General features: G+C 64.0%; 20 protein-coding genes and 1 tRNA gene. 11 read left to right on the top strand and 10 right to left on the bottom strand.

All coding sequences use genetic code 11. The features are described 5' to 3' along the window. Positions 1-46: 46 nt before the first annotated feature. The 5 genes from EHO51_RS03445 to rpmG form a co-directional block, all read right to left on the bottom strand. Positions 47-481 carry an HIT family protein gene (locus EHO51_RS03445; RefSeq protein WP_124737715.1) on the bottom strand — a complete coding sequence of 145 codons (435 nt, stop codon included), beginning with the start codon at positions 479-481 and terminating at the stop codon, positions 47-49. A gap of 165 nt (positions 482-646) precedes the next feature. Beyond that, positions 647-1,510: a prephenate dehydratase gene (locus EHO51_RS03450; RefSeq protein WP_124737716.1), complete on the bottom strand. Its 864-nt coding sequence runs from the start codon at positions 1,508-1,510 to the stop codon at positions 647-649. Beyond that, positions 1,507-2,253: a 3-deoxy-manno-octulosonate cytidylyltransferase gene (locus EHO51_RS03455; RefSeq protein ID WP_124737717.1), complete on the bottom strand. Its 747-nt coding sequence runs from the start codon at positions 2,251-2,253 to the stop codon at positions 1,507-1,509. The genes EHO51_RS03450 and EHO51_RS03455 overlap by 4 nt, the downstream gene beginning before the upstream one ends. Before the next feature lie 4 nt (positions 2,254-2,257). Beyond that, entirely contained in the window at positions 2,258-2,671 is a 414-nt protein-coding gene (locus EHO51_RS03460) for a hypothetical protein (RefSeq protein ID WP_124737718.1), read from the bottom strand. Positions 2,672-3,159: 488 nt separating this feature from the next. Continuing rightward, on the bottom strand, positions 3,160-3,327 hold the full coding sequence (gene rpmG, locus EHO51_RS03465; protein WP_014892635.1) for a 50S ribosomal protein L33: 168 nt from the start codon (positions 3,325-3,327) through the stop codon (positions 3,160-3,162). A 370-nt stretch (positions 3,328-3,697) separates the two neighbouring features. On the opposite strand from rpmG, the gene EHO51_RS03470 reads away from it, so the two are divergent. Then, positions 3,698-4,690, top strand: a complete 993-nt coding sequence (locus EHO51_RS03470; RefSeq protein WP_124737719.1) for a hypothetical protein — start codon at positions 3,698-3,700, stop codon at positions 4,688-4,690. A gap of 9 nt (positions 4,691-4,699) precedes the next feature. Here EHO51_RS03470 and rnr read toward each other — a convergent pair whose 3' ends face one another. Together rnr and topA are read right to left on the bottom strand one after the other, a co-directional pair. Beyond that, positions 4,700-6,976 (bottom strand): ribonuclease R, encoded by a 2,277-nt coding sequence (gene rnr / locus EHO51_RS03475; protein ID WP_205788995.1) that lies wholly within the window; start codon positions 6,974-6,976, stop codon positions 4,700-4,702. Positions 6,977-7,117: 141 nt separating this feature from the next. Next, a complete protein-coding gene (topA, locus tag EHO51_RS03480) occupies positions 7,118-10,039 on the bottom strand; it encodes a type I DNA topoisomerase (RefSeq protein ID WP_124737720.1) in 2,922 nt (973 codons plus the stop codon). A 109-nt stretch (positions 10,040-10,148) separates the two neighbouring features. Here topA and EHO51_RS03485 point away from each other — a divergent pair, with 109 nt between their 5' ends. The 4 genes from EHO51_RS03485 to EHO51_RS03500 all read left to right on the top strand — a co-directional run bounded on the left by EHO51_RS03485 (position 10,149) and on the right by EHO51_RS03500 (position 11,536). Further along, a complete protein-coding gene (locus EHO51_RS03485; protein ID WP_124737721.1) occupies positions 10,149-10,634 on the top strand; it encodes a cupin domain-containing protein in 486 nt (161 codons plus the stop codon). Positions 10,635-10,712: 78 nt separating this feature from the next. After that, a tRNA-Cys gene (locus EHO51_RS03490) sits at positions 10,713-10,783 on the top strand. Between the two features lie 159 nt (positions 10,784-10,942). Then, on the top strand, positions 10,943-11,146 hold the full coding sequence (locus tag EHO51_RS03495) for a hypothetical protein (RefSeq protein ID WP_018407613.1): 204 nt from the start codon (positions 10,943-10,945) through the stop codon (positions 11,144-11,146). 96 nt (positions 11,147-11,242) lie between these two features. Beyond that, on the top strand, positions 11,243-11,536 hold the full coding sequence (locus EHO51_RS03500) for a hypothetical protein (RefSeq protein ID WP_245434725.1): 294 nt from the start codon (positions 11,243-11,245) through the stop codon (positions 11,534-11,536). Between the two features lie 10 nt (positions 11,537-11,546). Here the strand turns inward: EHO51_RS03500 and EHO51_RS03505 are convergent, their stop codons facing one another. The 3 genes from EHO51_RS03505 to EHO51_RS03515 all read right to left on the bottom strand — a co-directional run bounded on the left by EHO51_RS03505 (position 11,547) and on the right by EHO51_RS03515 (position 14,411). After that, positions 11,547-13,373, bottom strand: a complete 1,827-nt coding sequence (locus tag EHO51_RS03505; RefSeq protein WP_245434726.1) for an AsmA family protein — start codon at positions 13,371-13,373, stop codon at positions 11,547-11,549. A 166-nt stretch (positions 13,374-13,539) separates the two neighbouring features. Continuing rightward, positions 13,540-13,977, bottom strand: coding sequence for a response regulator (locus tag EHO51_RS03510; protein WP_026222846.1), 438 nt, complete (start codon positions 13,975-13,977; stop codon positions 13,540-13,542). Positions 13,978-14,009: 32 nt separating this feature from the next. After that, positions 14,010-14,411 carry a DUF423 domain-containing protein gene (locus EHO51_RS03515; protein WP_124737722.1) on the bottom strand — a complete coding sequence of 134 codons (402 nt, stop codon included), beginning with the start codon at positions 14,409-14,411 and terminating at the stop codon, positions 14,010-14,012. A 344-nt stretch (positions 14,412-14,755) separates the two neighbouring features. Between EHO51_RS03515 and EHO51_RS03520 the strand changes: the two genes are divergently transcribed. The 6 genes from EHO51_RS03520 to EHO51_RS03545 all read left to right on the top strand — a co-directional run bounded on the left by EHO51_RS03520 (position 14,756) and on the right by EHO51_RS03545 (position 22,401). Then, positions 14,756-15,991: a M48 family metallopeptidase gene (locus EHO51_RS03520; protein ID WP_124737723.1), complete on the top strand. Its 1,236-nt coding sequence runs from the start codon at positions 14,756-14,758 to the stop codon at positions 15,989-15,991. 217 nt (positions 15,992-16,208) lie between these two features. Continuing rightward, positions 16,209-19,034 (top strand): xanthine dehydrogenase family protein molybdopterin-binding subunit, encoded by a 2,826-nt coding sequence (locus tag EHO51_RS03525; protein WP_205788996.1) that lies wholly within the window; start codon positions 16,209-16,211, stop codon positions 19,032-19,034. 11 nt (positions 19,035-19,045) lie between these two features. Continuing rightward, entirely contained in the window at positions 19,046-19,546 is a 501-nt protein-coding gene (locus EHO51_RS03530; protein ID WP_432431924.1) for a (2Fe-2S)-binding protein, read from the top strand. A gap of 40 nt (positions 19,547-19,586) precedes the next feature. After that, complete coding sequence (locus EHO51_RS03535) at positions 19,587-20,174, top strand: Isoquinoline 1-oxidoreductase subunit (RefSeq protein ID WP_124737726.1); 588 nt, start codon at positions 19,587-19,589, stop codon at positions 20,172-20,174. Positions 20,175-20,296: 122 nt separating this feature from the next. Further along, positions 20,297-21,409, top strand: coding sequence for a hypothetical protein (locus tag EHO51_RS03540; protein ID WP_124737727.1), 1,113 nt, complete (start codon positions 20,297-20,299; stop codon positions 21,407-21,409). Then, positions 21,406-22,401: a polysaccharide deacetylase gene (locus tag EHO51_RS03545; RefSeq protein WP_124737728.1), complete on the top strand. Its 996-nt coding sequence runs from the start codon at positions 21,406-21,408 to the stop codon at positions 22,399-22,401. Before EHO51_RS03540 ends, EHO51_RS03545 begins: the two co-directional genes overlap by 4 nt. Positions 22,402-22,590 lie beyond the last annotated feature (189 nt).

A 22,590-nucleotide genomic window follows, 5' to 3' on the forward strand; every position in this document is an offset into this window, starting at 1 on the left:
CTGGTCAAAGGCTTGCCCGATCAGGCAAGCCGTCGCCGCGGCGGCCTCATCCTTCGAAAGGCGCCATGGCGGCGCGAATTTTCTCGGCCTGTTCAGCGAGCTTTGCATCGTCGGCCATGGTCCCCGGAGGTCGCAAGGCGACGCCGTCCCAACGCGGCAGCAGGTGGAAATGCAGGTGATAAATCACCTGTCCGCCGGCGCTTTCGTTGAATTGATGCAGGGTCAGGCCGTCCGCGGCGAACGCCTTTTCGATCGCCTTGGCGACATGCTGCACGCGCTTCATTAATTGACCGAGCGTTTCCGACGAGACGTCGAGGAGGCCGCGCGCGCCCTCCTTCGGAATCACCAGAACATGTCCCTCGGCGCGCGGCATAATGTCCATGAACGCGAGCGAGACGTCGTCCTCGTAGACCTTATGCGCAGGGATTTCTCCGCGCAGGATCTTGCCGAAAATATTATTGGGATCATAGGCGACGGCCATGGGCTGTTCCCTTCGAGCGCTTGCTCCTGAAATTCATTTTGGCCGTTCCGACGGGCGCTTGCGTCTTAAGGGACGTCGCTCATGGCGCGAACGAAGCGTCGCTTGGGCGACAGTCCGTTCTCGCTGAAGAAGGCCGACAAGGAAAGCAATTGCCCTTGATGCCTGTCAATCCCTAAAGGCGAAGGCGCGAATATTGGTGAGTCGAAAATCGCTCGCGGGATAAACGCCGAGAATTTCGACTTCCTTGGAGAAGAACTGCAGTTCTTCGAGCGCCCGCGCCATCGCCGGCTGCTCGGGATGTCCGTCGGCGTCGGCGAGGAAGCGCGTCGCGGCGAATTCGCCGTCAACCATGTAGCTTTCGAGCTTGGTCATGTTGACGCCATTCGTGGCGAAGCCGCCGAGCGCCTTGTAGAGCGCGGCCGGCACGTTGCGCACGCGAAAGATGAAGGTGGTGATGGTCGAACCCGCGTTCGGCGCCGCCCATTGCTTGGTCTTCGACAGCACGATGAAGCGCGTCGTGTTATGCGCTTCGTCCTCGATATTCTCGGCCAGCACGTCGAGATCGTAGATGTCGGCGGCGAGTCGCGGCGCGATCGCGGCCTTCGTCGGATCGCCCCATTCGGCCACTTCGCGCGCGGCGCCGGCGGTGTCGCCGGCGGTATGCGCCGCGAGGCCGAGTTCGCGGATGGCGCGGCGGCACTGACCCAGCGCGTGGACATGGCTGTAAACGCTGTTGAGCCCCTGCCGCGTCGCGCCCCTGGGCGCCATCAAGTGAAAATGGATCGGCAGGAAGTGTTCGCCGACGATATGCAGACCGGAATGCGGCAGGAAATGATGAATATCGGCGACGCGTCCGGCGATGGAATTTTCGAGCGGGATCATGCCGAGCACGGCGCGCCCCTCGGTCACCGATGCGAAGGCGTCCTCAAAGCTTGCGCATGGAAGCGGCGTCAGTTGGGGAAAGGCCTGACGGCAGACGAGGTCGGAATTCGCGCCGGGTTCTCCTTGATAGGCGATATATTGCGTCACTTTGGGTCCTGTTCGCGCGCCGCGGCGCGCAGCGCGGTCAAATCGCGTTCCGTATCAACCGAAGGGGCGCCTTTGTCCAGCAGCGCAGCGTCGATGCGCATGCCGGCCTCGAGCGCGCGCAGCTGCTCAAGCCCTTCGCGCAGTTCAAGCGAGGAGGGCGGCAGCGAGACGAATCGTTCCAGAGCGGCGCGGCGAAAGGCGTAGACGCCGATGTGCTTCAAACGCGGCCCATCGCCATGGGGGGCGGGCGCTCGGGTGAAGTAAAGCGCGCGAACCCGACCAGGCGCGAGCGGAGCTCCCACGAGCTTGACGGCGTTGGGATCGCCGGCTTCTTCGGCGCGCGCCGGGCAGGCGAGGGTGCCAATGTCGACGGCTGGATCGTCGAGAAGCGCGAGCGCCGCTTCGAGCGCCCCGTCAGGAAGCAAGGGCTGGTCGCCTTGCAGATTGACGGCGGCGCCATGGCGGCATTGCGGGTCGAGCGCCCGCAAGGCTTCGCCGATGCGATCGCTGCCGCAGGCGTGAGAGCCGCGCGTGAGCGCCGCGTGTCCGCCGACCGACTCGATCGCGCGCGCGATCTCAGGAGAGTCGGTCGCGACCACGACAGGTCCGAGCGCCGCTGCGCATGCGCGCTCCCAGACATGGACGATCATGGGCCGACCGTCGATTTCGGCGAGCGGCTTGCCGGGCAGACGCGTCGAGCGCAGACGCGCCGGAATGATGACGATCGGCGCGAGCGCCTGCACGGCGCTAATAGGCGTTGCTGTCCTCGGCCATCCAGCCCTTTTCGCTCTTCACGAAATGCAGTGTGCCTTCGCTCGTGTGCACTTCGGCCTTGGTGAATGTCCGGTCGTTGTCGAGGCCGAGAAAGGCGCAGGTTCCGCGCTCGCGCTCATCAGCGCATTTGGCTTCGAAACCCTCGGGAAACAGAATTTCAGCCTCATACATCAATTCGTAAGCGTCGACGTTCTCGCGCTTCACTTCGCGGCCCTGCACTTTCTTGAAGGACACGAGCTTGGCGTCCACGCGGTTCTTCTCCAGAAGATTGCGCAAGACCTTCGCGCCCGTGGCGTCGCCGGGCATATGATCGCCGCAACCGGAAAGCGTCAGGGCGATCGAGACGCCGGCCATGACGCCGAGAACAAAGCGGAATCCAGAAGCCATCTACTCCTCCGGCGCCGCGTTCATCGCAGCGCGATGTTATTTGTTTCGATATCGCACAAACGCTTCGCAACTCAGCGTCTGTGAAAATTCATATCAGATAGTTGCATTTTTGTGCAGCCGGAGTAACGTGACTGCGCCAAATGAGTTGCGCGTCTGGCGGCGTCGAAGGGCCTGTAAGAAGACCCATGGCGTGCGTAAGCGTTTGATGCGTATTCGGCACAACTTTGAATACCCTGCGGAGTGCTCAGGTCCGCCGCATCTCCTGGGTCCGTGGGGTTGGCCGACTGGCGGTGGTTGGAGTGGCCTCCTTGAAGCCATCGTCAGTCGGCCGCCTTCCCCAAGCGGTTTCTCTCCAGCCAAAAATTCTCGAAGCGTCCCCCTGCGGCGACGCTCCTCCTGGCTAGACCAGCGGTTGTGACGAACGCCTCGACAGGGCGCGCGCTTTATCTGCGCGCTTACGGCAAGGCGCGCGCGTTATCTGCGCGCGCTTACTTGATCTTGGTTTCCTTGAATTCCACGTGCTTGCGCACGACGGGATCGTATTTCTTGAAGACGAGCTTTTCCGTCTTGGTGCGCGCGTTCTTTTTCGTCACGTAGAAATAGCCCGTATCCGCCGTGGACAGGAGCTTGATCTTGATCATGGCGGACTTGGCCATCGCTCATCCCAGTCTATCAGAGAAATGAAATCGTCCCGGTCGCTGAGCGCGCCGGGAGCGAATTGGCCGGCAACATACGTGCGGTGCGAACGATGTCAAGAAGGCGCGCGGGGCCGACCTGAGTCGAACGCGATTCGCGCCTCGTCAAGAGGATGCGGCAAAGAACAGCCATAATTTTGTTGATTAGTCCACAAGACGAGCAGCGTAGGGCCGGAACGACTCCGGCGAATTGCGCGGCAATACTCGGGCGGGAGGAAACTATCTCGTAAGTAGCTGGTGCTCGCGCGCGCCGTCGAGCGCAGCGCCTGCATGTATCGTCGTGAAGAAGTACTTCCTTCGCCTTCACGCGAACGCGCTTGGAGTGAGTAGTATGAGCGTAACACTCGAAAAGCGGCGCAAAGTCGCGGAGTTGGAGAATTTTGAACGGCGGATACTCCAAGAGAAGCGGCGCCTCTTAAGAGAGCTCGAAAGCTTGGAGAGGCCCTTCCGCAACACGCGCGCGATGGGCTGGATCAAGGATTTTTTGAGCGACGTCGCTGGCGAGTGGCGCGCGGTTCAGGGCACCGCGTCATTCAGAGCGCCGGTCTGGTTTTATGTCGTCGCGGGGATGATCCTGCTTGGAGGCGGCGGCGTCGTCGCGACTTTCGCGATGAGAGGCGCGCCAGCGCTGCGCGCTGATGGCGCGACGCTGCGTCAGGTCGAAACGCCGACGACGCCTGTGCGGATCGAGCCGCCGCCGCCGGCGCCCGTGACCGAGGCCGCGCAAGCCGCCGACGTCGCGCCATCCTCGGCGCTTACCGTGAGCGCCCCGCCGGACACAATTGCGCCTCCCATGCCGCCGACGCCCGGCTCCAAGGAGCTGAAAGAGCGGCTTCTGGAGGCTCAGGCCGCGGCGGAGCCCTTGCCCGAGCCGCTGGCGCCGCCCCCAAAAGCGGACATTCCAACGTCGGCGCTCGGCGCGGCGGCGGTTCCGCCGCTTGACGCGGCGCTGCCGAAGACCGCCTTCGACGACGCGCCGCCGGTCGATACGGCCGCGACGGCGGAGCCGGGCGACGAGGCGCCAGCGGCGCGGACTGCGGCGCGCGAAAGCCAGCGCAAGGACGAGCCCGCGAACGAGGGTCGCCGCGCCAAATGCTTCGTCAAGGTCGATGGACGGGTTCTCTTCGAGCGCAGCTGCATGCTCCGCCAGCCCACGCGCTCAACGGTGACGCTCAACGCCGGAGACGACGCCGTTGTTCTGACGCAAGATCATGGACGGACGTGGACGGCGAGCCTCGGCGGCCGCAGCCTCGGCAAGGTCTATCGGACCGGGGAATGCTGGGGCAGGCGCCGCCAGGTCTTCATCTGCGCGAAGGGCGCGTGAGCGCCCGGCCTATCGGTTCTTCTTGGAACGCGCTGACGTCCGCCGATCCTTTGGTTTGGCGCTCGCCCGAGGCGGCGGCGCGCGGCGTTCGCCGCCGCTCACGACCTCGAAACGCAAGGCGCCGGCGATCGGCGCCGCCTCGATCAGCTTCACTTCTATAATATCCGCCAGCCGGTAGCTGACCCCAGAGCGCGAGGTGAGCGCATGGGCGGCCTCGTCATAGGCGTAATATTCGCGGCCCAGAGTCGCCGCCGGCACGAATCCATCGGCGCCTGTCTCGGCGAGGCGCACGAACAGACCGGATCTCGTGACGCCGGAGATGCGCGCGGCAAAGCGCGCGCCGATCTGATCGGCGAGATGATGCGCGATGAGCCGATCGACCGTCTCGCGCTCCGCCGCCATGGCGCGCCGCTCTGCCGCGGAGATGCGCGCGGCGATCTCCGCGAGTTCGCCAACCGGCATCTCCGGCAAGGCGCCTTCGCCGAGCTTCAAGGCGCGTATCAGCGCGCGATGCACGATCAGATCGGCGTAGCGGCGAATCGGCGAGGTGAAATGCGCGTAGCGGCGCAGATTGAGGCCGAAGTGCCCGTAATTTTCATGCGTGTATTCGGCCTGCGCCTGCGTGCGCAGAATGATCTCGTTGACGATGTTCTCGTGCTCCAGGCCCTTCACGCGACCCAGAATCACATTGAAATGCGCGGGGCGCAGCGCTTGGCCCTTGGCGAGCTTGACGCCGATCGTCGCCAGGAACTCCGAAAGCGCCGAGACCTTTTCGCGCGAAGGTTCGTCATGCGCGCGGTAGATCAGCTGCTGGCGATGCTGCTCCAAGGTTTCGGCCGCCGCGACATTCGCCAGAATCATGAATTCTTCGATCAGCCGATGCGCTTCGAGCCGCGGCGGAATGATGACGCGGTCGAAAGAGCCGTCTTTCTTCAAAAGGATCTTGCGCTCGGGCAGATCGAGATCGAGCGGCGCGCGCAGATTGCGGGCGTGCTGCAGCGCTTCATGCGCGGCGTAAAGCGTCCGCAGCACCGGAGCGAGCAGCGGCTTCGTGGTTTCATCCGTGCGCCCTTCGATTGCGTCCTGCGCCTGCGCATAGGCGAGCTTGGCGTGCGAGCGCATCATCACGCGATGAAAACTGTGGTCGATCTTCCTGCCCTTGCTGGTGACGCGCATGCGGACAGCGAGCGCGGGCCGATCTTCATTGGGCCGCAGTGAGCACAGGTCATTGGAGATGCGCTCGGGCAGCATCGGCACGACGCGATCAGGGAAATAGACCGAATTGCCGCGCTCCAAGGCGTCGCGGTCGAGCGCCGAGCGCGGCGTCACATAGTGCGCGACGTCGGCGATCGCGACCGTCAGGACGAAGCCGCCGTCATTGTCCGGCGCATTGTCGGGCGCCGCGTGAACCGCGTCGTCGTGGTCCTTGGCGTCCGGCGGATCGATGGTGACAAGCGGCAGATCGCGCCAGTCTTCGCGGCCGTGCAGAGACGCGGGCTGCGCGCGCTCGGCCTCCGCCGTCGCCTCGGCGCGAAAGACGTCGGGAATGTCATGCGCGCGCAGCGCGATGAGGCTCACCGCCTTTTCGCCCGTCACCGAGCCGAGCGTTTCGCGCACGCGGGCGCGCGGCGCGCCAAAGCGCGTCTTGCCGACGAGATCGATCGAGACGAGATCGCCGTGCTTGCCTGCGCCAATGTCGGCCGCCGCGACGGCGAGTTCGCGTCCCGCCTGCTTCTTGTCGATCGGCTCGATGCGGCCGGCGCCATTCGCTTCGATATGCAGCACGCCGAGCACGCGTTGCCGCTGGCGCGACAGGAGTTTGACGACGCGTCCGACATAGGGCGGCTCGTTTGGTCCGGCGTCGCGGTCGGGCTCGGCGCGAACGAGTGCGCGGTCGCCGACGCCGGGCAGGGGCTCGCCCGGCCGGGCGCGGCGCGGCGCGTGAATGCGGATGCGCGGCGCCGGCCCTAGCTCGTCCTCGTCCCATTCGACCGGCGCGGCGATCATCTCGCCGTCGCGGTCGCGCGCGATGATGTCGACGAGCGCCACCGGCGGCAGCGTCCCCTTGCGGTTCACGCGCTTGCCGCGCTTTTCCAGAATGCCTTCGTCCGCCATCTCGGCGAGCAGGCGCTTGATGGCGATGCGGTCGTCGCCGGCAGCGCCGAAGGCGCGGGCGATTTCACGCACGCCGATCTTGCGCGGGCCGCCCGCCTCGGTTTCGCGGGTGATGAAGGCGAGGATGTCTTCGCGGGAGGGCGTGTGTTTTGCTGTGTCGTCTTTCGCCAAGGGCTCGCTCAAAAGAGGCAATAAAATCGCCGTTCGACGCGGCGCGCGCGCACTTCAACCGGACTCGGCATCACACATATAGGACGCCGGCGGCAAAGTTGAAACGCTGCTTCAAGATCGGCGAAATTCGAGAGAGCGTTCTTATTTCGCCGCGGCTTTTTTCGTCGCCAGCTTTTTCGCGGGCGCCTTCTTGGCTGCAGCTTTCTTTGCGACCGTCCCGGCGACCTTTACGGGCTGGGATTCATCGAAGGGCGCCTCGTCGCTGTCTTCGATTTTCTTCTTGGCGTTGGTCGGCGCCTTCTTACCGGCCGCTTTCTTGGCCGGCGCTTTTTTCGCCGATTTCTTCGGCGCGCCGCCCTTGGCTTCGATCAGTTGCAGGGCCTCTTCGAGCGTCACGTCGTCGGCCGAAGCGCCCTTGGACAGCGTCGCGTTGATCTTGCCCCAGTTAACGTATGCGCCGAAGCGGCCGGGGCGCACCGTGACCTTGCCGCCCTCGGGATGCTCGCCCAGCAAGCGTCCCCCGCCGCCCGTCGCGCCGCCGCCGGCGGCCTTCTCGGCGAGAAGCTCGAGCGCCTGTTCGAGCGTCAGCGACGCCTGATCGATGGCGCGCGGGATCGTCGCATTGATCTTGCCCCAGTTCACATAAGGACCGAAACGGCCAGCGTTGACGGTCACCGATCCGCCCTGGGGGTGATCGCCCAGCACGCGCGCCGGCTCCGCCGGGCCGCGCGAGAAACGGGAGCCTCCGCCGCCCGACTCCTTCTGCACGATGAGATCGATGGCGCGGTTGGCGCCAATGCTCAGCACGTCGTCGTCGCGGCCGATATTGGCGTAGGTCTTGCCATGCTGGACATAGGGCCCGAAGCGCCCGATGCCGGCGACGATCGGATCGCCGCTCGTCGGATGTTTCGCGACTTCGCGCGGCAGCGCGAGCAGGGCGATGGCCTGCATCAGCGTCAGATCGTCAGGCCTGATGCTCTTGGGGAGCGACGCGCGTTTGGGCTTTTCGCCGCCTTCCTCCTGCTCGCCTTCCTGCACATAGGCGCCGAAACGGCCATCCCGCAGGGTGACTTCCGCGCCGGTCTCGGGATTGACGCCCAGGACCTTCACGCCCGGTCTCGCCGCGTCGGCGGCGTCGCCCGTCGGCGGCGACAGGGTTCGCGTGTAGCGGCACTCGGGATAGTTAGAGCAGCCGACGAAGGCGCCGAACTTGCCGATCTTGAGCGAGAGCTGACCGCTGTTGCAGGCGGGGCAGAGCCGCGGATCGCCTCCGTCCTCCTTTGAGGGGAAGACATGCGGACCCAGCAGCTCGTTGAGGCTGTCGAGCACCTCGCTGACGCGCAGATCCTTGGTGCCGTCGACGGCCGCCGAGAAATCTTTCCAGAAGTCCCGCAGCACCTGCTTCCAGTCGATCTCATTATTGGAGACGAGATCGAGCTTTTCTTCTAGGTCGGCGGTGAAGTCGAACTCGACGTAGCGCGAGAAGAAGCTTTCGAGGAAGGCGACGACGAGGCGTCCCTTGTCCTCGGGCACGAGGCGCTTCTTATCGATCCGCACATAGTCGCGGTCGCGCAGCACGGCGAGCGTCGAGGCGTAGGTCGAAGGGCGCCCGATGCCGAGCTCCTCCATGCGCTTGACCAGCGTCGCTTCCGTGAAGCGCGGCGGCGGCTCGGTGAAATGCTGGGTGGCGTCGATTTTTTCGCGCGCGCAGGGCTCACCCTGCGCCATCGCCGGCAGGCGACCGCCGTCCTCGTCCTCTCCGTCATCGCGGCCTTCCTGATAGAGTTCAAGGAAGCCCGGGAAACGAACGACCTGACCTGTCGCGCGCAGCTCGAGCGCGCGGGCGCCGGCTTTGGCGTCGATGTCGACGGTGGTGCGCTCCATCTCGGCCGACTCCATCTGGCTGGCGATGGTGCGCGTCCAGATCAGCTCATAGAGCTTGGCCTGCTCGGGTTCGAGATATTTGGCCACATCCTTGGGCAATCGCGCCGGGTCGGTCGGGCGGATGGCCTCGTGGGCTTCCTGCGCGTTCTTGGCCTTTGTCGTATATTTGCGCGGAACCTTGGGAACGAAACGCTCGCCATATTCCCGTCCGATCACGCGGCGCACGCTGGCCACCGCCTCGGGCGCCATGTCGACGCCGTCGGTTCGCATATAAGTAATGAGACCCGCCGTCTCGCCGCCGATGTCGACGCCTTCATAGAGCCGCTGGGCGATGCGCATCGTGATCGCCGGCGCGAGGCCGAGCTTTCGCGAGGCCTCCTGCTGCAGGGTGGAGGTCGTGAAGGGCGCGTAAGGGTGGCGCTTCACCGGTTTCGCTTCGACCGAGCGCACCACGAACGCGGCGGTCTCTAGCGCCTTCTTGAAGTCCTCGGCCTCCTGACCCGCGCCGATGTCGAGCCGCGAAATCTTCTTGCCGTCGGCGCCGACGAGGCGCGCCGTGAAGGGTTCGCCCGCCTTGGTCGTCAGATGGGCGACGAGCGACCAATATTCGCGTGCGACGAATTTCTCGATTTCGAGCTCGCGGTCGCAGACTAGGCGAAGCGCGACAGATTGCACGCGGCCGGCCGAACGGGCGCCGGGCAGTTTGCGCCACAGCACCGGCGACAGGGTGAAGCCCACGAGATAGTCGAGCGCGCGGCGGGCGAGATAGGCGTCGACCAGCGCCTGATCGATCTCGCGCGGATGCGCCATCGCCTCTTGAATCGCCGCCTTGGTGACCGCATTGAAGACGACGCGCTCGATCTTCTTATCCTTGAGCACGCGCTTCTTGTTCAAAATGTCGAGCAAGTGCCAGGAGATGGCCTCTCCCTCGCGGTCCGGGTCGGTCGCCAGGATGACTTTGTCGGCGCCCTTCACCGCCTCGGCGATGGCGGCGACGCGCTTCGCGCCCTTGGCGTCCATTTCCCAGACCATGAGAAAATCCTGGTCGGGGTCGACCGATCCGTCCTTGGCGGGAAGATCGCGAACATGGCCGTAGCAGGCCAACACGTTGAAATTCTTGCCTAAATATTTGTTGATCGTCTGCGCTTTGGCCGCTGATTCGACGATGACGACATTCATTTCGTGATCATTCCAGGAGGCGCGCCGGCTTGGCGAGCGGCGGAAGATGGTCAAAATGGGCGCCCCCTGTCAAATTGGCCAGTCCAGGGGCCGGAAGGAAAGCTGCGCCATGGAAAAGCCGATCAGGCGCCTGTCGGCCGCAGTCGTGGCGGCGGATGTCGCCCCTCGGGCCAAGCGCTCGAGCTACCCCGACCCATTCGCGGCGCGGGTTCGTGGCCGCGAGAAACGGTCGCTTGGCGACTTTTTTGGCCTGACCAATTTTGGCGTCAATCTGACGACGCTTGCCCCCGGCGCGCAGTCCGCGCTGAAGCATCGCCACAGCCGGCAGGACGAATTCGTCTTTATCCTCGAGGGAGAGCCGACGCTGCTGCGCGACGATGAGGAGATCCTCCTGCGCGCCGGCATGTGCGCGGGCTTCCCCGCGCTGGGCGCAGCCCACTGCCTCGTCAACAGAACCGATCGCGACGTCGTCTATCTGGAAATTGGCGACCGGTCGGCAGGCGACGCGGCGACCTATCCCGACGACGACCTCGCTGCGGCGCTCGGCCCGGACGGCCGCTGGATCATGACGCACAAGGACGGCCGTCCCTATTGATGCGCGGAAGCGCGAGCTGGCTTGCTCGCCATGACGCCCTCCTGTATGAGCGGTCGCACGCGGCGCACGCCGTGCTAAGGCCTCGTGGCGGAGTGGCTACGCAGAGGACTGCAAATCCTTGTACGGGGGTTCGATTCCCTCCGAGGCCTCGCCTTTCTCACACGAGAAATCGGCGCCATATTTTGAAGGCGCGCACTTAACGATAGCGCAGAAGAAGCGGGCCGCGCGGTCAATACGCGCTGCATTTGGGTTCGTTTTCTTCGCAGTTGCGGTATAGTTGGGGCGACATCACATCGAAGAGGGTAACGATGCTGAATGCGTTGATTGCGGATGCGCAGGCGCGGCTGGACCAGGCGCGCCGCGAATTGAAATCCGCCGTGCTTGATTTCGACGTCTCAGATGACAGGCTTCTGGAATTGCGGGCGTCGGCGCGCCGCGTCTATGACGAACTCAGCGCTCTCGACCGCAAGAAGCTGAAGAGAGGCTTTTTGGGCTTTTTGAAAGTCTGGTGATCGCTCCGCGGCGCGTCGGCTCTTTCGTCGGCCGACGCGCGCTCCATAATTAATTTAGGAGCGCGCGTTCATCGCGCCGCAGAACGAGGTCGCCAGATGATTAGTCCTGAAACGCCTCCCGGCGCCGAGGTAGTTTGCGTAGACGCGACTGCGGGCCCCTATGGCCATTGCGAGGGCTTGGCCCGTGGCGGAATTTACACGGTTGCGCGGATCGCCCGCGGCATAGATGGCGGTCACGTTGTCATTCTTGGGGAAGTTTCGCCCTGGCGGACCTATGCGCCGCCCTGGGGCGTCGTTGAGGTTGGTTTTGAGCTTCGCCGCTTCCGCTATCTCGATATCCCTGACGAACTGACGAGGCTGCTGCACGAGACGCAGCTGGAGGACGTGTAACCTTCTCGCCTCATCGCCCCGCCGGTTCCTTCCGGGGCGGCGGGTCTAGTCGCGGCAGCAGCGGAGCGGCCGCGTCTGAGCGACGGATGAAGGCCTGCGCGTCCAGCCCCAACGCCAATTCGTCCCAGGGGCCGGCGAGTTCGAGCGCGATGCCTGGCGCAGAGTCGGCGGTCTGTCCTGCGCTGTCGGCTTCTCGCGCAACGGCTCTGACCGCGAGACTGCGCTCCGGGAGGCGCGCCGAGCCGCCGAAGGCAAGCGTAAAGCCGGGTCCGCGCGCGGCGCCCTCGGAGATGTCCGCGACGCCGTTCTCTATCTTTACGGCCGCGCTCGCGGCGTCGAGCGTCGAGCGGCCCGAGCGGATGTCGACGGCGCTCGATAGAGGCCGCGTCTCCAATCGGCGGAGCGCTTTTTCGAGATCGACGCCGGAGATCTCCCCGTCGATAAGAGCGAGGTTGGCGCGCCCGTTCAGGCTCTGCATCAGCGTCGCCATCCGGTCGCCGACGCCGTCCACCGCGAGAGTCGCATTAAGCGATCCCGCCAGAACAGGTTTTCCATAAGCGTCCCAGAGCAGCGGGCCCGCTTCGACCGCCGTCATTTGCGCATTGGCGCGCAGCGACAGCCCGTCGGGCGAAGGCGCGATGGAAACCCGAAACTTGAGTCCGCCGCGATAGGCGTGCGCCTGCGTTATCGCGAACTCCGCGGCGCCATCGCGCAACGTGACTTCGATGGCGGCGTCTTCGACCTTCAGCCGGCCAAGTCTGGCGTGGCCGACGGCGAGATGCAGATCGACGTCGGCGCCGGAGAGGTCCGGGAGATCGAACGGCTGCTTGCTCCACTGTCCGTTCGCGGCGACAAGCGGCGGCGCGTCGGCGAGAAACGGCCGCAGGGAGAGGAACTCGCTTTGGAGCGCCGCCGTCAGCGTCGGGCGGCCATCCTCCTTCTGAAGGTCGATATCGCCGCGAAATTCGTTTCCGTCGACAAATAGACGTGCGCCCTTGAAGTGCGCCTCTCCGGGCGCGAGCGTCGCTTGCGCGGAGAATTGCGCGTCGGTGAAGGGGCCGGGCAGGGGCGCGGCGACGCCAAAGAGCTGCAGCGCCTGTTGCGCCGAAGGCGCGCTGGCCGCCGCGCGCCCCTCAAAGCGGGCGTTGGCGCCGAGTTGTCCCACGCCTTGCGCTTCAACACGAAGACTCTCGCCGTCAAGCCGGCCCGTCACGACGGACGGTTCTCCACGCAACAGCGCTCCTGGACGCGCGACCCATAAGATCGCCTCGAGCCGTTCGCCGTTCAAATCGAACGCGCCCGTCAGCGCCGCCGCCTCGCCGATGCGGCGCCATTCAAAATTCGCGTTGATTCGCTCCAGCGCATAGACGCGGCTGCGGTAGGTGATCCGAGCGTCGCCGTCGACGATCGACACCACCCCAAACCGCACATTATCGGCCGCCGCAGCTTCCAGCGTCGCCGGCTTTGCGGCGGCCGCTCGGGCGGCTGCGCCGGCCACGCCGGCCGGCTTTTTATCAAGATCGATGCGGGCGCGCGGCCGGACGAGCTTCACCGAGGCGACTTTGAGGCGCCCTGCGATCAGCGGCAGAACGTCGACGTCGCCGCGAAGTTCGCTCGACTCGATAAGCAGCGCGCCATTCCGGTCGGCGAAAGCGACGCCTTCGACGGCGATGCTCGGACGCGGAAAAAGCGAGAAGCTCGTTCGGCCGCGCGCGGCGACATAGAGCCCCGAAGAGCCTTGGAGCTGGTCGGCGACGGCGTCCATGAGAGCGCCGGGCGAGAACAGCCACGGTGCAACAACGGCGGCGATCGCCGCCAGGGTTGCCCCCGCCGCCAAGGCCGTCGCCAATAGCCGAAGCGCAGCGCCTGAAGGGCGGCGCGCTTTCAACGATGCGGAAGCCTTGTCGGTTATGGCGGAGGGCAGCAGCCGTGCTCCTGAAGCAAAGTCTTCGGACGTCGCTTGTCGCGGCTAAGGGCGGCGATATAGTGGCGAAAGGCCGAGCCTAGCGCGCTTCGGCGCGCGACAGTTCGCTGCGGAGCGCGGTCAGGATCTCCTCGACGTAGAATGGTTTTTCGACCATGGCGTGCTCAAGATGCGCCTCGGGCAGTCCTGCGCGCCCGCATCCCGTCGTGAAAATGAAGGGGCAGCCGCGGGCGGCGAGCGCGTCGGCGACCGGATCAATCCTTTCGTGGCCGATATTGACGTCGAGCAAAGCCAGATCGACTCCATCCTCGCGGGACAGCCGCACCGCTTCGTCGACGCTGCGCGCCATCCCCGCGATAACTAAGCCGAATTCCGCGAGCGTCTCTTCCAGCGCCAGCGCGATATAGGGATCGTCTTCGACAATCAGCAGCCGTCGCCCGAGCAAAGGATCGCTCGTGCGCTGGGAGTCATCTCTCGGAGCGGCCGAAGACGAAAGGCCGGAGCTGGAAACCGACATGAATAAATGGTGGGGCGGAATGCCGCAGTTGTCTAGCTTTCGGGCGGCTTTTGCAGCGAATTTGCTGCGAACATGGCGAACGCCGCCCAGACGGCCAGAGCGCACCAGCTCAGGATCGTCAGCCCGCCGCCGATCGGCGCGGCGAGAGGAAACAGTCTTCCCGATAAAAAGACCCGCGCCGCAAGGTCGCTCGCGAACAGCGTGACTCCCGCCTGGAGCGCCAGCGCGATAGCGGCGAGCCATTTCGCCTTTGCTCGCGGCGTCGTGCGGATAAGCGCCGCGAGTCCGACGCCGGCGGCGGCGTGGATCATTAGAAATTGGCTTGCCGTGGCGAGAAAAGGACTCGCGTCGGCATGGGCCGCGGCGGCGGCGAGAGACACGCCGGCCGCTCCTTGAAGAGCGGCGATGGTCGCGATGGCGAACGACAGTCTCAATATGGCGAACTCCGTTTCGCGCCTCCGCTGGATGGCGTTCTCAACCTTAAGAAGAGTCGCAGGCGTCATTGCCAAATTATAGACATCGAGCAGAATCGACCAGCGTTCTTCATTGGTAGATCGCCCCCTGCAAACCGTCGTGTCGCAACATAGCGGTGTCCAGGCTTTGGGTTCACACTGCAACGGTCAAGAGAAAGACGTCGTCTGCACTAAAGGCGAGATCAGCTTTAGCGAGGAGAGCGCAAGCGCACAGCGGTCCAGCTCGGCGGCGACATAAGGCGGCGCTCTCGCAAAGCCGGGCGGACTTTCCTATATTGCCGCATGAAAGTTTGCGGGAGAGAAGAATGAGCGCAATGGGCGTCGTGATTTGTCTGGCGATCGCCGCCTCCGCCGGACTTGGCGTGTATCTGCGCATGCGGCAGACGGCGACGGTCGACGCCCATCGCGATCAGGTGCCGCCGGATTTCGCGCAGGAAGTCACGCTCGACGATCATCGCCGCGCCGCCGAATATACGATCGCAAAAACAAAATTTTCAGTCGCCGAAACGATTTTCGACGCCGCGATTTCTATCGCGTGGTTGGCGCTGGGGCTCGCGCCGCTTTATGCGGCGATCGCCGCCTTCGTCGAACCGGGCCTCGTTCGCAGCGTTCTTTTCGTTCTCGTCTTCGGCGTGATCGGCAGCTTGATCGACATGCCTTTCGCCGCAGCGCGCGCCTTCTGGCTCGAAGACAGGTTCGGATTCAATCGGCTGACGCCGCAAAAGTTTCTCGTCGACCAAGCAAAGTCCGGCGCGCTGGAACTCGCCATTTCGACGCCCTTGCTCTTTGGCATGTTCTGGCTTCTGAGCGCCGCCCCCGACACATGGTGGCTCATCGCCTATGTCGTCTTTATCGCTATCGCGATTGCGATGACAGTGATCTATCCGACCGTCATCGCGCCGCTCTTCAATAAGTTTTCGCCGCTTGAGGACGGCGCCATGAAGTGGCGCATGGAGGCGCTGCTCGCCAGATGCGGCTTTGAGTCGAAAGGCCTCTATGTGATGGACGCCTCAACGCGCTCCACGCATGGCAACGCTTATTTCAGCGGCTTCGGCAAGGCCAAGCGCATCGTCTTTTTCGACACGCTGCTCGAGAAACATTCGCCGGACGAGATCGAATCGATTCTCGCGCATGAACTCGGCCATTTCAAATTCGGCCATGTGCGGCAGATGCTGGCGCTGGCGGCCGCGATCGCCTTCGTCGGTTTCGCGGTGCTGTGGTGGGCCTTCGCTTCGGATGTCTTCGCCGGCTGGTTCGGCCTGCCGAACGACCCCGGCGTGGTGCTCGTCGCGCTGCTGCTTGCGCGAGAGCCGATCTCGCATGTCCTGTCGCCCTTGCTCGCGTGGCGGTCGCGCCGGGCGGAGTTCGAAGCCGACGCCTTCGCCCGCGATATTGTCGGCAAGGAGCCGATGATCTCGGCTTTGACCCGGCTGACGCGCGACAACCTCGCAACGCTGACGCCCGATCCCCTCTACGCCACCTTCTATTTCTCGCATCCGCCGGTGCCGGTGCGGGTCGCGCAACTGCGCGCCGCGGCGTAGCGGGCGCGAGGCTCGTCGGCCGCGACTTCGTTACGGCGGCGATCCCTTCGGTGCGGTCGACGACGGCGATAAAGCTGTCGCAGTCGATGCGAACCCATCGCGCGAAGCACTTACGGCGACTGCATCGTCAATTTGGTCGGATTGATCTCCTGGGATCAGCGCCTGTAGAGACCAAGGCGCGGAGAGCCGGGCTTGCTGGCGATCTATGCCCGTGCGAATGAAAGCATCGCCGTTGGCGGTCGCCGAGCTGGAACCAAGAGGTCGGAGCGTGAATGCTTCTCGACGCGAGTTCGCCAAGCTGGTCACCGCGAGCGGCATTGCGCTCAGCCTGTCGCGTCTCGCGCTAGCGAAGGAACGCGGGTTTGAAGCGCGTGAGACGCTGCCTGGAAGACAACGCTGGAATCCGGCGGCCACGGGCGCAGGCCGGATTGATGGGGTCGCCAAAGTCACAGGGGCGAAGCTATACGCGTCCGATTTCCGCGCCGCGGATCTCCCGGGATGGCCGACGCATACCGCGCACGCCATGCTCATTCGGACGGCGAACGCCACGCACATCTACGAGGGCGTCGATTTCGCGCGCTTGAGCGGCGCTTTGAAACCCTCCGTGATCGTGACCGCAGCTGATCTCGCGCGCATCGGCGCTCGCGTTCCTAAATTTTATTCCGGCGACCTGTTCTGCCCCGTCGGCAAGACGCCCTTGTATCTTGGTCAGCCGGCGGCTCTGTTGATCTATGAAAGCTTCGACAATTTCGATCAGGCGCGGCTTGCCTTACGCAATGAAACGCTCCTGAAATTCGGCGCCGAAACGGGTCCCGTCGTCGAGCGCGACTACGGCGCGTTTCGATTCACGCGCGTCGCCGGCGCGACGCCTGACGCGCCCGACGTTTACTCGCCGGTCAAGGATGGCTGGGTCAGTCCAGGGTTCTTTCAAGAGGGGGGCGGCCCAATATGGGCGCGGCTCCCCGTGCCGACAGGGGCCGCCTACGCCAATGCGGCGAGCTACGGCGAACAGATCCGCGCGGAACTTGAGGCCGACACTCCAAATCTTCTCGTTCTCGACCGCGAATTCGAGACCCAATCCGTTGATCCAATGTTTCTCGAGCCCGAATGCGGTCTCGCCTGGTATGATGCTGAGCGCAAAAACCTCGAACTCGTTCTCGGCGTGCAGTCGCCGTACGACGCCGCAACCTCCGTCGCAACTCTGCTGGGCAACGCCCGCGCCAACTTCAAGCCGGCGCATATCAACGCGCATTTCGCTTATATGGGCGGCGGATTTGGGGGACGCGACCACACGCCATTCCCGCTTTACGTTGCGCTGGCGGCGATGTTCCTTCCCGGTCGCCCCGTGCGGCTCTCCCAAGATCGTTATCAGCAGTTCCAGGGGGGAATTAAGCGGCATGCGTTCAAGATGCGCACACGCATCGGCGTCGATCGAGCGACAGGCAAAATCTCCGCCTTCGCCGCTGACCATGTGCTGAATGGCGGCGGCCTCGCCAATTATTCGGCGAGCGTGGCGGCGGTTTCCGCCAACGCCGCGATCGGCATCTACGATGTGCCAAAAGTCGACGTCACCACAGTCGCGCTGCATTCACGCGGCGTGACGGCCGGGTCGATGCGCGGCTATGGCACGCTGCAGACGATGACGGCGCTGGAAGTGTTGATTGACGAGGCGGCGTCGACGCTGGCGATTGATCCGATCGAATTTCGCCGACGCAACGCGCTGAAGACCGGCGGTCGGACGATGGCGGGAAACACGTATGACGTCGTGGTTCGCACGCCCGAGATTCTCGACAGACTGGAAAAGCATGCGATCTGGCGACAGCGCGCCGAAGAGAAAGCGCGTGGTCGGCGCCCAGGGAGCGTTGTCGGCACGGGCGTGGCTTGCGTCACCAAGGATTACGGCAGTGGCGCCGACACTTCTTTGTCGTCAGTTGAGGTCGACCCAAAGGGTCGGATCTCGATCCGCTGCGATCACGTCGAGATGGGGAACGGCATAGGGACCGCCCTTGCGAACCGAGTCGCGGCCCATCTCGGCGCCGTGGCCGACGAAGTTGCCGTCGCGGAAGTCGACCGTTTCGCCGCGCTCGGGCTCGTCACCTCCGGCGACCCTTACACGATGGACCAGGCGACGCAGGACGCCGCGCAACGCGATCCGCGCTGGGTTCCGGCGATCAGTTCGCCAACCAGCTCCTCGATTGGCGCGCACGTCGGGACTCATTCGGCGTCCGAAGCCGCCCGCGTCATCTTCCGGTTCGGCTTGTGGCCCGCGGCGCTCGAACTTTGGGGACTCGCGCCAACCGATCCGAGAGCCACGAAATTGGACGCGGCGCGTTGGGAGCAGGGGCGCCTCGTGATGCCGGCGTTGAGACCTTTGCCGCTATCGGAGATCGCTGCAAGGGCCCATGCGCGCAAAGGCGTGACAGCGGCGATGGCGCACAGCTTCTCGCGCTGGTCATGGTCGAAAGCGACGTTTGGGATCGACGGACAAGGGTGGACGGCGGAAATTGATGCGCTGGCGGTGCGAAAAGGCTCAGGAAAATTCGTTCGCTTAGATCGCGCCGACGTCAAATACCCGCCCACCGTGTTCAACCGGATCGGGACCTCCTACACATCGCTGTGCGGCGCGCTGGTTCGTGTCGAGATCGAACGCGACACCGGCGCCTTGCGCATCGACCGGGCATATACTGTCCTCGAATGTGGTCGAGCGCTGACGCCCGAAATCGTGCTTGGCCAGGCGCAGGGCGGTTTCGCGATGGGCGTCGGCTACGCGCTGCTCGAATCGCTGCCGCTCTATGAAGACGGGCCCGGCAATGGGCAATGGAATCTCGGGCAATATCTGATTGCGCGCGGGTCGGACTTGCCTTTGCAGGCGCTCGAGATCGAAATATTGCCCCCGCTGCCGAACGATCCGCCAAAGGGCATGGCTGAGGTCGTCATGATTCCCATTGTTCCGGCGTTGTTGAACGCGATCTTCGACGCGACGGGGCGTCGCTTCCACGCCTTGCCGGTGACTCAACAAATGCTCAAGGGAGCGCTCACGTGACGACTGTGCGCATGAGGATCAATGGGCGCGCTTACGGCCCGGTGAAGGTGCGCGACGAACTGACCATGAATGATTTTTTGCGCGAGCGCCTTGGGCTCACCGGCACCAAATTTGGCTGCGGCGCCGGGCAGTGCCTCAGTTGCGCGGTGATCATCGACGATCCGGACGGGACGAGCCACACCAGTCCAACCTGCATCGTTCCGGCGACGAGCTTCAACGGGAAATCCATTCGCACCGTCGAAGGGCATGCGACGAACGGCGAGCTCACTGCGCTGCAAAGATCCTTCATCGACCATTTCGCGTTCCAATGCGGCTATTGCACAGCCGGCTTCTTGAACGAGGGACAGGTTCTGCTTGAGCGTCTGGCGAAGACGCCGGTGGCGCGCGACGATCTCGAGAAAACGATCGCGGACGCGTTTGACGGACATCTGTGCCGCTGCACGGGCTACTTCAAATATCACGAGGCTGTGCGCGACGTCGTTCTCGCAGATCCGGGACGATATCTGACGTAGCAAAAGTTCGCATGAGTGTGGCGCGGGAGGGGAGCCGAAGATGAAATTTGCGGTTCTCGCAGCGGTCGTGGGACTGACGACATGCGTGACATGCGACAGCCGATCGGCGACGCTCGCAACGCCAGAAACATTTGCCGGCATCGGCGACGCAGCGACGCGGTCCGCGGCCTTGTTTACCGAACTCGGCAAAGTCCTGACCAACCCCCGCTGCGTCAATTGCCATCCCGCCGGCGATCGCCCGCATCAGGGTGAACTGGGCCGCGTTCACCAGCCGCCGGTCGAGCGGGGACCGGATGGCCGAGGCCTCACGGCGATGCGCTGTCCGATCTGCCATCAGGACGCCAATTTTGATCCCGGCCGCGTTCCCGGTCACCACGAATGGCGTCTCGCGCCGCGAGAGATGGGCTGGGAAGGCAAAACGCTCGGTGAGATCTGTGCGCAGATCAAGGATCAGGCGCGCAATGGCGGCCGTTCGCTGGACGCGCTCGCGCGCCACATTGGCGACGACACGCTCGTAGGCTGGGCTTGGTCGCCCGGATTTGGCCGCCAACCCGCGCCGGGAACGCAGAAGGAGGCGGGGGCGCTCGTCGAAGCCTGGATCAACACCGGGGCAGTGTGCCCGAAATAGCGGAGGATAAGCGAACCCTGTGCGCCTTCCGGCGGCGATCGCACGACGCCCCCGCATCTATCGTCGACACAGTCGCCCGTCCACGCCGCGCCTATGCTGTCCCCATCTCACTGGAGAGTCTCATGATGCCCACCACGCTCACGACAAGCCGTCTTCGCACGCTGCTGTCGTCGGTTGTCGTTTTTGGATTATCGGCTTCGCCCGCGTGCGCGACGGAATTGCCAAGCTACTTCACAGGACTTGTCGGCGCCGAGACCGCCAGCCCAGCCGAAATCGCCAACAAAAATCTGCTGCAGCTGAATACGTCGATGTTCCAGCTGTATGGCGACGCCGCGCAGATCTTCAAGAAAAACATCCTCGCGAAGCATCCAATTATTCTGGGACTCTTTTCCGGCGCCGGCGGGCGATTTATCCTTTATCGACCCGGCATGGCGCCGATTGAGGCGCCGCAGGCGCCGATCGTCTATCAGTTGCTGAAATCGGTTGGCCACAGCACCATGGCGTTGGCCGAAGTCGTCGTTCCGTATCTGAACAGTCCCAAGGACACGACATGGCGCGGCGCCTTGGCGGCGTATAGGAGCCGCATGCAATCCGCGCTCGACACGCTTGACGCGAGCGGCATGCAAAAAGACTGGCGAACGAACAATCGAAGCATTCTGCAAAACAACATCGCCTTCATGGACGAGTGCCTGAAGAACAACGCGATCTCAGCGGAAGGCCTGCAAAAATTCGCCAAGAAGCAGTCGCCGCTGCTGAAGAAAAATATCGCTTGGGCGGCGCAGACCCAGGTCGCGCATTGGATGGATGTCATCGGCGGTTGGAAAGAGATGCTTGGCGCCGACTGGGACAAAACCTATGCGGCCAGCAATACGATCTATGTCGCCCGCCAGAACAATGTCCTGTTTAGCGTGCTCGCGCAGTTCTTCGGCCCTGAGGCCATCAATGATCGCTTGATGCTGATCGAGACGATATCCTTCACCACGACGCCCGACGATATGCTGGAGTCGCTGACGCGGATCATCGCCGACCGATCGGTGGGCGCCGCATTCTTCGGCGATTACCATCTTATGGATTTTGAATTGATGGGCGGAGACGCCCGGCAAGCGATCATCGACGAAGACGCGAAGCGCAAGATGAATGTGGTCCTGCCGCCGCAAGTGCCGTTCGGCTCACGTCAATGGCCGACGCTGATCACGCCCGGGCCCGGCGCCAAGAGCTTGAGCGATCTTCCTTGAATTCGAATCCTGTAAACTGGATCACGGCGCGAAAGGCTCCCGAGTTTGGCCTTATCGTCGGAGTTGCGCTCCTTTTCGCCGCTCTGCTTCCCCTCGAGAGCGGCGCCCAAGATCGAGTTGATCGCGTCGCGGGTTACGAGCGCGAAGCGATCCACACCGCCGCCTGGCCGGCTGGCAAAAAGGTCGCTGTCAGCTTTGCGTTCTTCGTAGAGCAGTTCGGCTTCGGCCAAGGTCCGATCTTCCGCCCGGATCTTGCGTCGCGCAAGCCTGACCTCGTGAACGAGGCGTTCCGTCAATACGCGATCGACTGGGGCGTTGTCCGCGTCGGCCGGCTATTCCAAGAACTGAATGTGCCGCTCACCATCGTGGTGAATGCGGAGTTTTTCGGCAAGCATCCATCGGTCTGGAAGGAGTTCCGTACGATGCTGCCGAACGCGCCGATCATCGCGCATGGCATGAACAACACAAGCCGCATGTTGCCGCTCCGGAGTGGCATCGGCGCGCAGAAGGCCTACATTCGCCGCACATTAGATCTCATCGCCGAAGCGACCGGCGTCAGGCCGACGGGCTGGTCGAGTCCGAGCGTCTACGCCAATCGCGACACGATGCGGGCGATGGCCGCCGAAGGCGTCGCCTACACGCTCGACCAGATGGATTCGGATGTCATCTCACGTTTGAAGACGCCGGAAGGTTCGCTCATCCTGCTGCCCTATCCGACCGTTACCGTCGACATGGGGCAATATCTGGCGCGGATGAAGACGACCCGCGAGATCGAGACGCTCTGGTTGGACTATGTATCGGAACTGGTCATTGAGGCGCGCGCCAACCCCGCGCGAGGCGCCACGACTGTGGTCATCGGAATTCACCCCTTTGTCGTCGGCGCGCCTGACGGAGCTCTCGCGCTGCGGCGGGTTCTTTTGCGCCTCAAGGAAGACGACGCTGTATGGCTGGCGGACGCCGACGCCATTTTGAAGGCGGCTGGCCTGAGATGAGCGAAGCTGTCGCATCGAGGGAGAGCAACCCAGCGTGTTACGGATGATCCGTCGTTCAGAGATCATCTGGCGATCTGGCGCCGCGAACTGCCGGCGGCGCTCTCATCCTGGCTCGACATTTGACCGATCGGCGGATGGCCGAGTCTGCGGCAAGTTTTGGCGCCAGCTGAAAAAGTGAAAATGCTGCGG

The organism is Methylocystis rosea (assembly GCF_003855495.1).
GTDB classification, from domain to species: Bacteria; Pseudomonadota; Alphaproteobacteria; order Rhizobiales; family Beijerinckiaceae; genus Methylocystis; species Methylocystis rosea_A.